The following is a 15,064-nucleotide window of genomic DNA, read 5'->3' as shown; positions in this document are numbered from 1 at the left end:
GACAGTGTGACTGTATCCTCTGGTTCATGGAGCAGGTGACCGCGCGAGCCGAGCAGGCATTCGGCGACTGGGCTATCGGTGAGATCCGCACCCTCGACCGCACCCCGGCCGTGAACACGCTGATCAGCGACGGCAGACTGACCGTCCTGCCCGAGCCCGCGCCGCGCCCGGACCTGACCGACGAGGCCACGGCCAGCACCGCACCGACCGCCGCCGACCTCGGCCAGGCGCAGGCCACGGCCGCCGAGCAGATCCCCGCCCTCGCCGAGACCGTGCGCGGGCGGCGCCGCCGCAGTGACAAGGCGTAACCGGTGACCGGCTCGCGTGTGCATCGCGCGCGGATCGCCTCGGTCATGGCGACCGCCGCCGGGCAGTGGGGCGACCGGGTCGGCCGCGAGATCGCCAACCGGGCCCGCGCGAACTGCCCGGTCGACGAAGGTCGCCTGCGGTCCTCGATCACTCACCTGGTGACCGCCCTGCCCGGCGGCGGGGTGAGCGTGCGGGTCGGGTCGCCGCTGGCCTACGCCCGCTACCGCCACGAGGGCACCGGCCTCTACGGGCCACACCAGCAGCGCATCTACCCCGTGACGGCGAAGGCGCTGAAGTTCCGCAAACCTCGCTTGGTCGGGCCGCTGCCGCGCGGAGTCCGGCAGCTGCCCACACACCGGCGCCCGTTCGTCTTCGCCAAGAGCGTGCGCGGCATCGTCGGCTCGCCCTACCTGACCAGCGCGCTCGAGGAAGTCTTCGGCGCCGCCGCCATCACCCGCCACCCCACCAGTTAGGAACCCCCGCAAATGCCGCCTCGCACCCGCCAGCCGAAGACCGCCGCGCCGCTGCCCGCCGAAGATGTCGACACCGCGCTCACCGTGATCAACACCCCTGATCAGGTGATCCCGCCGGTCGTCGACGACGACGCGCGACCGATCCCGGCCGCGCTGCAGTTCACCACCGGCGACGGCGATGAGCAGGCCAGCGAGGAGATCGCCGAGGAAGACATCCTCGAGTTCAGCGTCGACGGGCATGTGCTGGTCGCGATCAAGCCCTCACCCGAGCAGTGGGGGGTGATGATGGCGATGCTGTCGAAGTCGGCCACCATGGCCGAACGCATCCACGCCATGCAGCAATTCGCCTCCCACGTCCTCGACGAACCGTCCTACCTCTACGTCGAAGGCCGCCTGCTCGACCGCAGGGACCGCTTCGGCACCGAGGTGTACACGCAGATGCTCAACGCGATCATCGAGCACTTCTCCCCGCAGCTCAGTCGCCGCGACCGGCGTCGGCTCGCCCGCGATATGCACCGGTAGGTGTCTGCCGCGTGGAAAGGGGCGGCGCACGCGTGGACGCTCGACGAGCGGATCGTGCACCTCGCCGACCCGCTACCGCCCACCCGCCACCTGGTCGCGCTCGTCCTGTCGGAATACAGCTGGCGGTTGATCGTCGGCACGATGCGCGATACCCACGATGCGAACTGGCTGATCGGGCAGATCCTCCTCGGCGACCGCATCACCGTGCGCGTGCTCGACGCGATCGCCGACGCCCTGGCCGAGCAGATCTTCGGGCACCCGCGCTGGGTCGTCGAACGCATCTGGGCCGAGACCCTGGGCATGTGGCGTGAGGTCGACGCCGAGCTCGGACAGCGCGGGGTCGACCTGCTCGCCCTCGCCCCCGACCGTGCCACGAACACCGCCTACGGCGTCTTGCACCGCCGCCACTCCCACAAACCCGAGACGCTGCGCCGCTGGCTGGCAGACCTCGAGCAGAAGCCCGCGCGGGTCCTCGACAGCACCGCCGGTGACGAGGCTGCCGCCGCTGACTGGTTCGCCGCCGCCGCGATGCTCAACGGTGGCGCGCCGCCGATCATCGCGGCACCGGCGGGTGTCGACTCCGAGCTGCAGATCACCTAGACCGATACGCTGATAGCGATCCATCTGCTGCTGGCTGCGGGCCGGGCGACAACTCTGTTGCTCCCCGGAGGCCGCGGTGACACTGCCATTCGCAGAGGCTCACGTCTCCGCCCAGCTGGATTGGAACGACCTCGACGACGAGCTCGATCGTCGCGTCGCAGCCGCAGCCGAGAAGGCACGCAAGACGCTGCAGGAAAAGCTCGACAAGTGGTCGCTGACCGCAGCGGTCAAGCTCAATCCCGCTGTCGGCGATTTCCGGCGCACCGCGCGCGAGAAGCTGGCGCAGATCACCGTCGTCAAGGACGTCGAGCTACGCACCACCGCGGCCGAGCTGAACAAATGGACCCTCGATCTGCGCGATCGACTCAAGCGCAAGGCATTCCGGGTCAACGTCACACCGCGCCTGGACATGACCGCGCTGAACGCACAGCTGGCGAACCTGCCCGAGGCGCGGGTCAACGTCACACTCCGGGTGACCGCCGCCGAAGCTGCCCGATTCGCTCGCGATCTGCGGAAGTTTTTGCGCGATGCGGACTTTCGAGTGCCGATCCGCCCGGACCTCACCAACGCCGCCGCGTTCTCCGCGGCCCTGGATCAGCTCACCCGCGACCGCACCGTGGATGTCCGCGCGAACATGCGCGGCGGGCTCGGTGGCTTGGGCGGTCTCGGTCGCGGCCTGAGCATTCCCGGCATCGCCAAACTGGCGACCGGCATCACGGCAGTCACGGCGGCGATCGCAGCCCTCGGCGGGGCGGCCGGGGCCGCGCTCGGCGCGGTCGGCGCGCTCGCGGTCGGTCTGGCCGCGCTCGGACCCGCGGCGATCGCGGGCATCTCCACGCTCACTGTCGGTCTGGGCGGGGTCAAAGACGCGTTTTCGGCGCTGTCGTCGGCCGAGGAGTCCGCAGCCTCCGACGCCCAAGCCCAAGCCAAGGCGATCAAGTCGGCCACCGATCAGGTGACCGCCGCCGAGAAGGCGAACCGCGACGCCAAGAAGGACTCCAAGCAGGCCGAGCAGGACCTCACCCGCGCCCGCAAGGACGCGACCAAGCAGATGCGCGATCTCAACCTCGAGGTCCGCGGCGGGGTGCTCAGCGAGAAGGAAGCGCAGCTCGACCTCGCCGACGCCCGCAAGGAACTGGCGAACCTGAAACCCGGCGACGACTACGAACGCGCCCAGCTGCGTGTCGCCAAGGCCGAGCAGGCGCTCATCGAAACCCGCTACCGCAATCACGATCTCGCCGAGAAGCAGCAGGAATCCCTCGCCAAGGGGGTCGAGGGCAGCGACCTGGTCACCGCGGCACAAGACCGGCTCACCGCGGCGCAGGAACGCGTCGACGAGACCACCAGCGCGCTCGCCGACGCGCAGACCGCGCTCAACGAGGCGATGACCCAATCGTCGGGCGCGCAGGACAAAGCAGCGCAAGCGCTGGCGAAGTTGTCGCCGAACGCGCGCGCGTGGGTGCTGGCGGTGCGCGAGATCAAACCCGCGTGGGAATCCCTGGTCGCCACCCCGACCCAAGATGCGCTGTTCGCCGGGGCGGCCGAGGGCATCACCTCCCTCGCCGAGGCGGCGCTGCCCGTGCTCGGGCGCGGCATGACCCTCGTCGCGACCCAAATGAACGCGCTCACACACGATTTCGCCAAGTTCTGGAAGGCGCAGGAAAACCTCGCCGGGATCGAGTCGATCTTTGCCGGTGCCGCGAACTTCATCGCAGGCATGGGACCGGGCCTGAAAGAGGCCACGACCGGATTCCTGTCTCTCGGTAAGGCGTTCGAGCCGGTCGCCGGTCAGATCGGCGCCTCGGTGGGTGGGCTGTTCGGGCAGATCGGCGCCGCGTTCACCACCGCATTCGAATCCGGTGCCCTGACCCAGCTCATCAGCACCTTCGGCACGATCCTCGACGGTCTCGGCAGCGGCCTCAACGCGCTGATCGGCGGCCTGATCGAGATGGGCAACATCGTCGGCCCCACCCTCGGCCCGCTGTTCGCCACCCTCGGCGCGGCGATCGCCGAACTCGCCCCGTCGCTCGGGCAACTCGGCGCGACCTTCGTCACCACCTTGACCGAGCTGATGCCGACCCTGACGACGCTGATCGATGCGCTCGCCCGCGGACTCGAGCCCGTGCTGCCGGTCATCGGGTCACTGCTCGATTCCCTCGGCCGTGCCCTGATTCCGCTGGTCGAACCCATGTCACAGATCGCGCAGGTCGTCGGCACCGCACTCGTGCAGGCCATCGACGCCCTGGCACCCGCGATCGGCCCCCTGGGTGAGGCGTTCGCGTCGATGATCACCGCGTTCGCGCCGATCATCCCGGTCATCGCCGAGATCGTCTCGGGCATCCTGTCCGCGCTCGCACCGGCCTTGACCACGATATTCGAGGCGCTGGGCCCGGTGATCAAGCAGGTCGGCGAGCTGCTGATGCCGGTGTTCGAGCAGCTGCAGCCCATCCTCGCGCAGGTCGCGCAGCAATTCGGTCAGGCCATCGCCTCGGCGATCCAGCAGCTCGCGCCCCATCTGCCCGCGATGGCCGAGAGTTTCGGCGGCCTGGTCGCCGCCATCGCGCCGCTGCTGCCGCAGCTGCTCGAGATCGCGATGTCGCTGCTGCCGCCGCTGATGAACATCATCATCGCGATCCTGCCGCAGATCCAGATGATGATCGACGCGTTCACCTGGCTCGTGCGCAATGTCATTGAGCCGTACGTGATTCCGTACTTCGAGAAGATGGCGACCACGATCGGCGACCAGATGAACAACGTCGCCACGATCATCACCACCGTGCGCGACATCCTCACCGGCGCGTTCGACACCATCCTCGGCGGCATCAAGACCGCTGTCCGCGCGATCGGCGAATTCCTGACCGGCCTGCCCGAGATCAAGATCCCCGACCTGCCCGGCATCCCCGGCCGCGGCACCACGATCGGGCTCTCGGGGGTGGGCCGGGCGATGGTGAACTGGGCCAACTCCGAAGGCTTCGCCGAGGGCGGGCGGCTGATCCGCGGGCCCGGCACCGGACGGTCCGACTCGATCCCCGCGCTCCTCGACGGCATCCGGCCACTGCGGGTTGCCAATGGCGAATTCATCAGCACCGCACAGGCATACGAGAACGGTGCGCCGCTGCTGGAAGCGCTCAATGCCGGGTGGGTGCCCTCGCCGGAGTTCCTGCGGATGCTGTTCACCGGCGCCCCCGGATTCGCGCAGGGCGGACTCGTCACGCCCGAGCAGCTGGTCACCTTCGCCAAGGACATCGAAGGGCAACCGTACAAGTGGGGCGGGGTGGCGTGGGGCGACTGCTCCGGCGCGATGTCGGCGCTGGCGAACTACGTCGTCGGCAAAGACCCGTTCGGCACCCGATTCGCCACCGGCAATATGGAATCCGCGCTCGCCGCCATGGGCGCACAGCCCGGCCTCGGACCCAAGGGGTCGCTGTCGTTCGGCTGGTTCAACGGCGGCCCCTACGGCGGACACACGAGCGCGACCCTGCCCAACGGGACCAATGTCGAGATGGGCGGGCAGCGCGGCGACGGCCAGTACGGCGGGCAGGCCGCCGGTGCGAACGACCCGATGTACACCGATCACGCGCACTTCCCGCCGGAGTTCTTCCTCGGCGGCGACCCGAAGACCACCAGCAGCGGCGGCACCCCGGCCGGCCAGAGCGGCAGCACGCTCGCCTCGGGCGCGGCGTCGCTCTCGCAGACGGCCACCCGCCACGGTGGCGGCGGCGCGCCGGTGATCGGCGCGACCGGCGAGCCCGCGATCCCCGACCTGAACATCGACCCCGCCACTGGCGCACCGGCCACCGGTATCGACGCGGCCAACCGGTGGGCCGAGCAGCAGAACTTCGGCGAGAAGTTCCAGAACTGGGGCATCGAGGCGCTGAAAGAGATCGTCGGCGAGTTCGCTGATCCCTTCGGCCTCACACCGTTGACCGACATGGGGATCGACCGCGGCGTGGAGGCCCTGCGGTCGGTGAAGGTCGCCGAGGTCATGAACTTCTACGGCTACGACCCGCAGAAGATCGCCGACGAAACCGGCCGCATGTTGTCGGACCGGATGAACCCGGTCTCTGAGACCTACCGAGCGGGGTGACCAGGTGACAATCTGTCTGACCAATCCGGGCCGGATCATGCAGCTGATCCTGCGCGACACGACACCGGGGTCGCCGACCTTCGGCGAGGACCTGATCGTGCTGGATCTGCTCGGCCCCCACGGTGGCGAGCAGGGAATCCATCTACTCGAGGGCAGCTTCGAAGACCTGTGGCACGCCGGTATCACACAGGTGCGCGAGTCGTGGGCCTACCAGGAAGGCAGCACCCTCGATGAGATCCCGCGCGTCGAGGAACGCCTGTGCACACTGCGGATCGGCACCATCGGCCGCACCACGCGGCTGTGGGAAGAGATCGATGATCTGCTGTGGCGCGTACTGGGCCCGCGCTGGGACTGCTACCTACGCGCCTACTCCGAGATCAGCGCACCGCGCGAGCTGCGGCTGCGCTGGGAGAAGAAGCCGAAGCCGCTGACCCAACGCGACCCCGGCCGCACGAAAGCCCTCGCGTGGGAGGTCTACACCCTCTCCACCGATCCCTACTGGTACGGCCCGGAGATCACACACTCGATCACCCGTGAGCAGATGACCGAGATCGACCCCCTCACCGGCGATCCCGCCGCCGGGACCGGTGTCTACGAGGGCACGATCCCCATGCTCAACCCTGCCGATGTGGACTGCTGGCCGCAGTTCGCCAGCAACGAACTCGAAGCCGACACGGTGGTGTGGCTGCCGGACGGCCTGTCCGGCAACACCATCCAGATCCCCGCGGTCGGCAGCCTCGGGCCCGGCCGCGAGTTCCTGGTGCGCACCTACCCCCTCGACGAGACACTGCTCGTGCGCGACAACTCCCAAGCGTGGGCGGACATGAACGCCCAAGCCTTCGAATCACCCATCCCCGCGGGCACCGGCTCGCCGGTACAGGTGCCCATCCGCATCCAGGGCGGCACCTCCGCGACCGAGATCAAAGCCTGGTATCCGCAACGGTTCACGCGGTTCATGGGCGGGGAGGCGGTGTAAATGCCTCCGCTGATGTCGGCCGACGAGGTCCGTTCGACGCTGCTGCAGCACTCGATCCAACGCATCGAGGAAATGCGCACGCCGCCCCGCATCACCCTGTGGGATAAGAACTGGGAGAACCCCGTTCCGCTGTTCGGCATCGTGTCGGCCAGTTTCGAGGAACGGCTGAACGAGACCGGTGAGGCGACGCTCGTGCTGCAGGCGAGCACGAAACTCTATCGCCTGCTGATCGAAGACCTCGGCCTGTGGGAAGACCTCCACATCACTGCCGAGCTGTCCGGCAAACGCTGGTCCGGCAAGTGCGCGGCGATCAGCGAAGGGCAGAAGTCCGGCGAGATCGGACACATCGAGCTCAAATTCCTGCACGAATACGAGCACGTCAAAAAGATCGTGTGCTACGCGAATCCTCTGCTGCCGCCGGAATTCCAGTACCCAAAGCTGTATGCATTCGCGGGTCCGAGCGTTTTCGGAGCCAAGACTTTAATTTTCCTGAACCTACTACGACGCTTTGCGCCATTGTGGGCATTGCCCGAGGATATCTTCAATCCCGGCGACTGGCTGTCGAATCTGGACCCGAACAACTGGCCGATCGTCGTCATGCCGGGCGCGCTGCTGACCGACACCTCGATGTGGTCGGTCATCTCCACCCGGTTCGGCAACGCGCACGATGTGCTCGCCCCGACGCTCTCGGATGCGGGGCTGCAGCTGGTCGTGCGCCGCTGGCTGCCCGGCGACCCGCAACCCGCGCCCGAGCACATGCACCTCACCAAGGCGACGCTGCTGCTCGACGTGGTCGACAAGTCCGGGTACCGCGGCCTGACCGGCACCATGATCGACGGGCTGATCCACTACGCGGTCGCGGTCGCCGACGACCTGATCAACGAAGTCGCCACCGAGATCGGCATCCCGGACGCACCCGAGTACCTGATCGCCGGATGGCTCGGCACCGCACCGCAACGGCCCTGGGTGGCCTGGCGCAACGCGCGCCGCACCGGCGTCTCGGGCATCGGGCAGTGGCAGGCCACCGTGCACAAGGCACTCGCCGCAGCGATCGTCACCGGTGGGCATAGTCCGGACTGGGTCAATACGGGATTGAAGCTGCTCGCCAACGCGATCCTCGGCTACATCGGTGCGATCTTCGGCAACCCCGGCCTGACGCTCGGCATCTTCGACAGCCAGCTCGAGGACGTCGTGCTCGCCTTCCACCGTGTTGGCAACCCGATCCGGTTCGCGCAGATGGGTATTCGCGGCCCGGCCTACGGCGAGTACTGGGAGTCGACCGGCGGCACAGGATTCAGTCTGTCTGCGCTGCAGGCGATCCGGACCGGGTTCGACCGCACGAAGGCATACCGCAGCTACAAGGTCGACGTGGTCAACGGCATGCCCTATTGGGTCGGACGGCATTTCGACGTCGGCGACCGTGTCGCCGCCGAGGTCGGGCGCAATGGCCGCTGGTACGTCGACCACGTCTACGCCCTGAAATACGTAATCAGCCGCGACCGGGCCGCGCACTGGCAGATCAGCATCGGCGACGACCGCGCCGAGGACGACGCGGGCGCGATGCTGGCCCGCCACGTCGCGATGCTCAAGAGCCTCGTGCAGATGGTCGGGGTGTCGAGCTGACCTCGTAATACTGGATACAGTTCGAGTGTTACCGAGGAGGCTAGGAAGATGGGCAAACAGGGACGACGGCCGCCGCGGCTGAGCTGGTCGGAGCGCAGCGACAAACTCGACGGCATCCGCCGCGACAAGGCCACCGGCATCGTCCTCGCGCGCGAGCACCGGCATCCGCTGGCCGATTGGCTGCGCTCGGTCCCGATGGGGACCGGCCTGCCGGGGATGCAGATGCCACCGGAGATCGAGCACCTGCTCGCCATCCATCTATTCGACAACCTGCGCCTGCCCGCACCTACCGCGCCGCTGTACACCCCCCGCGTGGACAAGGCCGCGCGCCGCGACATCGGCAAAGACGCGGTGATCTGGGTACCGATCGGCACGCCCGAGGAAGAGGAAACCGAGCCGGTCACCGGGCAGCCGGTCACCATCGCCGACATCTCCGACTACACCCCCGCCCAGCTGGCCGCGATGAAGGCCGCGATCCGGCGCGCGGAGATCGAGGCGAAGATGGTCGAGCAGTCCGACACCGGCGGTGCATCGTGACCGCGCCCGACCTGCCGGTACCCGAACAGGCGTGGACCCCGAACACGGTCTACGAACTGCAGAACGTCGACCGCGAGCAGTTGGCGATCGACGACAACGCCGCCACCTGGGATCTCGCCGAGACCGTGCGACAGACCTTCTTCACGGTGATCTACCAGCAGGTCGAACAGATCCCGATCATCGGCGGGCTGATCGCCGACATCATCGAGATCTTCACCGGCGTCGAGGACGGCGACCTCAACGACCTCGGCACCTGGGTCAACAACCTCGGCAACTTCGTCAACAACTTCATCGCCGCCGCTCTGCACGCCCTGGCCGACCTGCTCGACATGGTCCCCCTGGTCGGCGACACCCTCGCCGAGATCATCGACGGCATCGCCGACGGCATCAACGGCACCAACACCACCGCGAACACCGCCAAATCGACCGCGGACTCGGCCACGGCCGCAGCCGCGGCTGCCCAGTCCACCGCCGACACCGCGCTCACCAACGCGGGCACCGCGGTGTCGACGGCGAACGCGGCGGCCAACGCGGCGGCCAACGCCGCCGAGGTCGCCGACGTCGCCTACGCCAACTCCTCGACCTGGCTGATCGAATTCGTCGTCGCCTCGGCCGAAGTCGCCGAGGGAGGCAACGAGCTGCTGCTCGGCCCCATGCTGGTCGTGCGCGACGACCAGACCGCGATCCTCACCGATGTGAAGGTCGCCTTTCTCGAGCAGTACGGCGGTTTGCAGTTCGAGATCCGCAAATGGAACGCGGCGGGCACTGCCTACGTCGTGGCACATACGGGCGCGATCGACCCGAACGTCACCCGCCGCAGCTTCTCCGGGCTCAGCGTGCCGGTACTCGATGAGGAACGGTTCTTTCCCTACGTCACCGACATCACCGGAACAGTCCCCCCAACCGTCATGCAGGTCACCGTTTCCGGTGTCTGGATTCCCGAGGAGACCCCGTGAAATCCTTCGAGCACATCGCCGACGGCGAAACCTCCGCGGCATCGGTGTTCATTCAGCCCTACCGCGAACGGCTCTGGGCAGCGGCGTTCTCGGTCGACACGCTCGAGGGCCTGTTCGACATGACCCCCGCCGACTCGGCGCTCGCGATCCTCGACGCGGCGATCGGCCGATTCAACGCGATGCCCGACGAACTGCGCGCCTACCTCGCGGCCGAGGACACGCTCGGGCTGCGCGGCAACCGTGGCCTGCTGCTGTCGCTGCGCAACCGCCTGGCGAAGCTGGGCGGCACGATCTCCGGAGCAGTCGACGAATCCTCGACGCCGTCGTGAGCTGGCTGCTACGTCGCCACTGGCCGCAGGCGCGGGCGGGCTGGCGCGACCTCGACGCCGCGCACGCTCGCCCCGACGAGAACCCGATCCAGAAACCCTGGCGCAGAACCAACAACAACCGCACGGTGAAACTGCTGGGCAACGTCCTCGAGATCACCGACTACTCCGAAACGGTGATGCAACTGGGCGGGGTCAGCTACGAGCAGATGGCCTTCACCCCGCACTGGGGCTTCGAGTGCGATCTGAACATCGACGGCAACATCATCCAGCAGCAGTTCTTCGGGATGGTGATCAGTCCGTCATGGGCGCAGGTGACGTTCACCGATATCGCGGGTCTGCCGATGGTGGCGATCCATCGGGCGGTCACCTCGGCGGTGAACACCATCGACATCATGGTCTACCACGATCTCGGCACCATCGACACGCTGGTGAAGACCGGCACCTACGGCGGCCTGATGCACCGCAACTGGTATCAAGTGCGGCTGCTGATCGACCGAGATCGACTGGTGCGGTTCTATGTCAACGACAACCTGCTGCTGCAGTACTGGCTCCCGGACCAGTACAAGGGCGGACCCAAGCACCGCGCACTGAACTTCATCAACCAGACGAGCGCCTGGTCGGAGATGAAGAACTTCCACCTGTTCGATCAAGAGCCGATGTTCCTCACGGGCACGCAGTGGGCGCTCGACTTCGGCGACGACTTCAACCGCCCCAACGGTGGCGTCGGTCCCGATTGGGTGCAGTTCGGGACCAACGCTGGCATCGTCGCGCAATCATGGTCGACGACCGGCACAACCGACGGCAGCCGAATGCTCACCCGCACCGCGCCGACTGCCACGGGCGCACAGCGAGTCGAGGCGGTCATCGGCGGCAACATCGACACCAACAACGACACCGCTGCCTCGCTGTTCGTGCGCGGCAACAACACGTGCACAGAAGCGCTGGTAGCCAACATCTTCCGCAACGCCATCTATCTCGCGCACATGACAGGCGGGCCGACGAACCCGACAATGTCCGACTTCACCTACACCGACGAGGTGACCGTGACCGAGGGCGACACCGTGGCCCTGTCGATCATCGGCAACGGCGCATGGGTGGAACTCAACGGCGTGGTCGTGCTGTGCGCCGACATCAATGGCGCGCTGCCGACGACGAACCAGCGCTACGGGTTGCGCGTGGCTCGTGCCAGCTTCGCCAATAGCGCCAGCTGGGATTCCGTGTCGCTGATGCAGGCGACATAGTCGACGCGCGATATCCTCCGATTAGTGCTGCTGGCTGTGGGCCGAGCGAAATCCTCGCCCTCAGGAGCGCCTGCCCATGCCGCCCAAGTATCTGCCGCTGGCGCCCGGTACCTACCGCATCAGCTCGGGCTACGGTCCACGTGAGGGCGGATTCCACTACGGCACCGACTACGCCGCTCCCCTCGGCACCCCGTTCTACGCACCCGTCAATGGCGTGATCGTCGAAGGGGCCGAGCGCGCGAACGTGCAGGGTTTCGGCAAATGGGTGTGGCTCGACGCGCAGGAATCGGCAGGCGTCGACCTCATCATCGGCCACGGTGATCCCGCTGTGCGCCGCGGCGACCACGTGCACGCGGGCCAGCTACTCGGCCACGTCAATTCACACGGCCAATCCTCGGGCCCGCACGCACACGTCGAGATCTGGACCCCGCCCGGCCGCCTCGGAGGCCGCGCGATCGACCCCGCTCCCTGGTTCGCCGACGCCGTCGACCCACGCACCGCCCCCGCAGCAAGGACCCCCATGGACAGCCCCATTACCCGCACCGACCTGTCCAGCAACCACCACGGCGGCGGCAGGAATGTCTCGTGGGTGGCGATCCACACCCAGGAAGGCCGCGGCCTGGCCCGCGACATCATTCCGTACCTGAAGAATCCCGCGCCCGGCGGCGACCCCGGCCGCGCGGTGTCCTACAACGCCGTCGTCGACGACCGCGAAACGGTCCTCGTCGTGCCGTGGGACCGCAACCCGTGGGCCGCGGTGAACGCCAACTCGCGCGCCGATCACATCCTCATGGCAGGCACCTTCGCCGCATGGTCACGCGACAAGTGGCTCGACCGCGACGCCAGCGACGGCGTCGACGAAGACCTCATGCTCACCCGCACCGCGGCCCTCGTCGCCTGGCGCTGCATCGTGCGCGGGCTGCCGATCGAATACGTCGGAGGCGCCGGCCACTATCCGCCGCCACGGCCCGGCATCTGCGGACACGTCGACTTCGGCGCGTGGGGCGGCGGCCACACCGACCCCGGCCGCGAATTCCCGTGGAACGAATTGATCAGGCGCGCACGCGCTTTCGCCGAAGGAGATGACATGTCCGCGATCCGGTTCACCAACTTCGCAGGCGTCGAGGTCGACGCACCGACCGCGCTGAAATGGATCGACCAGCGCGCCTGGCAGAACGAGCGCATGCTGATGGCGATCCTCGACCAGCTGCTCGGCCCCGGCGCGGGGGAGAAGATCCGCGACCAGGCAGCCACCGAGTTCGACACCTGGACCCAGAACGGCGGCCGGTCGCTCAACGACCTCACCGCCGCCATCGGCGCGCACATCGGGGTACCGGGAACCAGCGACACGCAGGCAGGCCAGAAATGAACACCTCACCCGTCGCCGACTACATCCAGTCCACGCCGATCTACCGCCGCTACGCCAAGGGCATCACCGCGACCGTGGCCGCCGCGATCAACGCAGTATGGCTGCTGACCGTGCTGCCGTTCGAGCTGGTCCCCGAACGGGCCGCGATCACCGCGGCGATCCTGGTGCAGGTACTCGGCGGAGTGATCGGCGTAGTGTCGGTCCCCAACTCGCCCACCGCCCGGCAAGCCCGCGAGATCGATGAGTACATCGGCCGCCACCGGAAGGCGGACTGATGGAGTGGCTGACCGCCGAGCTCGTGCAGGCATTCGGCATCGCGATCGGCTCGGTCATCGGCGCCGTCACTGCGTGGCAAGCCCGCGAGGTGAAGAAACTGCGCGCCAGGGTCGACGCCCTGGAGATGCAGGCGGGTGAAGATCACAAGCTGATCCGCACCGCCGGACGGGTGATCCGATCCCTGCTCGCTGACCGAGATGCGTTGCTGCACTTCATCAGCCTGCACCTGCCAGGAATCGAACCACCCACTATGCGAACCGTCATCCCGAAGGAGTTTGACGAGAAGATCTAGGCCGTGATCTCCAGCAGCCGATCCGACGCGGCCGTGAAGATCTGATCGGAAAGCTCAGGGATCAGATGTGTCATCACGACGTTCTTCGCTCGCGTCAGCAACATCCGCAGAACACCTTGATTGGCCTCTGGATCGCCGCTGGCGTTCTCGATTTCATCAGCGATCCAGTTGACCTCATCTGCGTTGGCAGGTTCCTGCTCTGAGTACTGACGCAACAGTGCGACCAGGTCAACGAGCTTCTGCTCGGTAAGGCCGACGGTCATGTTCTGTGTAAAACCGCTGCTGTGCACCGCGACCTGAGCCGGACCGTGATTGGTGATATGGACATTCTGCTGCTCGCGCTCAGCAAGCGCCCCTGCGTTAGGGGGCAGAAGCCGAAGCGAACGACCTGACCGTGCGAGCTCATACCCTCGCTCAGTCAGCACCGGGTTGAGCACTCCATGGCCCCATGACCCGTCACCTACGATCAGACCTTCGCTCTTCAGGTGCATAGTCGCTAGCACGAGCTCATGCGGCTCGATCGCGTCAGACGACCAACCAGCAGCTTCCTGGATCGTCCTGGCGTATCTCGAGATATCCCCTAGGTCTCGGTTCCCAGCTTCGAACTCCGTGCCCAGCCACCGCAAGGTGGCATCACGCACATCCCATTCACGGGAAGCGTCCATCAGCGGCCCTTTCATTTGAGGTTGATCGTCGTTCGTGGCGGGCGTGCGGGTCAACTGAATACGGGCATGAACGCAAGAACCTGCTGCATCATCTGCTGACCAGCAGTAGTGCCTGCAGCCGTCGTGATCGCGCCGAGAAGGCTCGCGAACAGCGCCGTGATCGTGGCGCTGTTCTGCTCCGGATCGTTTGCTGCAGTGCGCAGTTCACGTGTAAGGCGATGCACTTCAGTGCTGTCAGCCATCTGCTGGTCAGCGAATCTATCGAGGTCGTCAGACAACGCGCGAAGCCGGTCGACCTTCGCCTGCACGGTCATGTTCTGGGTGAAATCACTGCTGCTGAAAGCCATCTGCGATGGTGCATTATTCGTGATGTTGTACGTGTTGCTCACACCCGTGACATTCGCTGGCTGGTCAGCTCCCGGCCGCACTGTCCGTCCCGATGCCGCTTGGTCCATCCCTTGTGTCGTGATCTCGGCGAGAGCTACGCCTTGGCCGTACATCCGGGGGCCAGTGATGTAACCAGCACCGCTCAGGTACTCGGTGGCCGTCGCCCACTCCTCTGTCGTAACCGGGGCTCCTGCCCAGCCCGCAGACGCCATCAGGCCCACAATTCCGGGAGCCCGTTCCCCCGCGAACGATTGTCGGTATAGCCCAAGCAGGATCGCATCGCAGATGCTCCACATCCGATCCTCGGCTGTTGTCATTCCAATCTCCTGCGCTGTTGAGCGGTTGGGGTTCGGTGTCCTCGCTGAACGTAGAGCGATGCGGCCGGAAGGGAAAGGGCTGCCGTACAGTCAAGGCTCCAGGGG

General features: G+C 66.9%; 16 protein-coding genes. 14 read left to right on the top strand and 2 right to left on the bottom strand.

Annotated elements, in window-relative coordinates:
* Positions 1-26: 26 nt before the first annotated feature.
* From QK444_RS00290 to QK444_RS00225, 14 genes are all read left to right on the top strand, one after another.
* Positions 27-308 (top strand): hypothetical protein, encoded by a 282-nt coding sequence (locus QK444_RS00290; protein WP_282775877.1) that lies wholly within the window; start codon positions 27-29, stop codon positions 306-308.
* Between the two features lie 3 nt (positions 309-311).
* On the top strand, positions 312-782 hold the full coding sequence (locus QK444_RS00285; protein WP_282775875.1) for an HK97 gp10 family phage protein: 471 nt from the start codon (positions 312-314) through the stop codon (positions 780-782).
* A gap of 12 nt (positions 783-794) precedes the next feature.
* The gene (locus QK444_RS00280; RefSeq protein ID WP_282775873.1) at positions 795-1,304 is read left to right on the top strand and encodes a hypothetical protein; all 510 of its coding nucleotides are present in this window, start codon (positions 795-797) and stop codon (positions 1,302-1,304) included.
* The gene (locus tag QK444_RS00275; RefSeq protein WP_282775871.1) at positions 1,305-1,904 is read left to right on the top strand and encodes a hypothetical protein; all 600 of its coding nucleotides are present in this window, start codon (positions 1,305-1,307) and stop codon (positions 1,902-1,904) included.
* 76 nt (positions 1,905-1,980) lie between these two features.
* A complete protein-coding gene (locus tag QK444_RS00270; protein WP_282775869.1) occupies positions 1,981-5,991 on the top strand; it encodes a hypothetical protein in 4,011 nt (1,336 codons plus the stop codon).
* A 4-nt stretch (positions 5,992-5,995) separates the two neighbouring features.
* Positions 5,996-6,967, top strand: coding sequence for a hypothetical protein (locus QK444_RS00265; RefSeq protein ID WP_282775867.1), 972 nt, complete (start codon positions 5,996-5,998; stop codon positions 6,965-6,967).
* Positions 6,968-8,590 carry a hypothetical protein gene (locus tag QK444_RS00260; protein WP_282775865.1) on the top strand — a complete coding sequence of 541 codons (1,623 nt, stop codon included), beginning with the start codon at positions 6,968-6,970 and terminating at the stop codon, positions 8,588-8,590.
* A 48-nt stretch (positions 8,591-8,638) separates the two neighbouring features.
* Positions 8,639-9,127 carry a hypothetical protein gene (locus tag QK444_RS00255; protein WP_282775864.1) on the top strand — a complete coding sequence of 163 codons (489 nt, stop codon included), beginning with the start codon at positions 8,639-8,641 and terminating at the stop codon, positions 9,125-9,127.
* Positions 9,124-10,083 (top strand): hypothetical protein, encoded by a 960-nt coding sequence (locus tag QK444_RS00250; protein WP_282775862.1) that lies wholly within the window; start codon positions 9,124-9,126, stop codon positions 10,081-10,083. Before QK444_RS00255 ends, QK444_RS00250 begins: the two co-directional genes overlap by 4 nt.
* The gene (locus QK444_RS00245) at positions 10,080-10,412 is read left to right on the top strand and encodes a hypothetical protein (RefSeq protein ID WP_282775860.1); all 333 of its coding nucleotides are present in this window, start codon (positions 10,080-10,082) and stop codon (positions 10,410-10,412) included. The genes QK444_RS00250 and QK444_RS00245 overlap by 4 nt, the downstream gene beginning before the upstream one ends.
* Positions 10,413-10,537: 125 nt before the next feature.
* A complete protein-coding gene (locus QK444_RS00240) occupies positions 10,538-11,653 on the top strand; it encodes a hypothetical protein (RefSeq protein ID WP_282775858.1) in 1,116 nt (371 codons plus the stop codon).
* Between the two features lie 76 nt (positions 11,654-11,729).
* Positions 11,730-13,022 carry a peptidoglycan DD-metalloendopeptidase family protein gene (locus QK444_RS00235; RefSeq protein WP_282775856.1) on the top strand — a complete coding sequence of 431 codons (1,293 nt, stop codon included), beginning with the start codon at positions 11,730-11,732 and terminating at the stop codon, positions 13,020-13,022.
* Entirely contained in the window at positions 13,019-13,297 is a 279-nt protein-coding gene (locus tag QK444_RS00230; protein ID WP_282775854.1) for a hypothetical protein, read from the top strand. Before QK444_RS00235 ends, QK444_RS00230 begins: the two co-directional genes overlap by 4 nt.
* Positions 13,297-13,590 (top strand): hypothetical protein, encoded by a 294-nt coding sequence (locus QK444_RS00225; RefSeq protein ID WP_282775852.1) that lies wholly within the window; start codon positions 13,297-13,299, stop codon positions 13,588-13,590. Before QK444_RS00230 ends, QK444_RS00225 begins: the two co-directional genes overlap by 1 nt.
* Here the strand turns inward: QK444_RS00225 and QK444_RS00220 are convergent.
* Together QK444_RS00220 and QK444_RS00215 are read right to left on the bottom strand one after the other, a co-directional pair.
* Positions 13,587-14,309 carry a hypothetical protein gene (locus QK444_RS00220; protein ID WP_282775850.1) on the bottom strand — a complete coding sequence of 241 codons (723 nt, stop codon included), beginning with the start codon at positions 14,307-14,309 and terminating at the stop codon, positions 13,587-13,589. The genes QK444_RS00225 and QK444_RS00220 overlap by 4 nt on opposite strands.
* Positions 14,306-14,959 carry a hypothetical protein gene (locus QK444_RS00215; RefSeq protein ID WP_282775848.1) on the bottom strand — a complete coding sequence of 218 codons (654 nt, stop codon included), beginning with the start codon at positions 14,957-14,959 and terminating at the stop codon, positions 14,306-14,308. The genes QK444_RS00220 and QK444_RS00215 overlap by 4 nt, the downstream gene beginning before the upstream one ends.
* Positions 14,960-15,064 lie beyond the last annotated feature (105 nt).

This window comes from Nocardia sp. CC201C (genome assembly GCF_030010695.1).
Lineage (GTDB): Bacteria > Actinomycetota > Actinomycetes > Mycobacteriales > Mycobacteriaceae > Nocardia > Nocardia otitidiscaviarum.
Note: the sequence above shows the minus strand (reverse complement) of the source record. Positions and strands in the feature narration are given on the sequence as shown.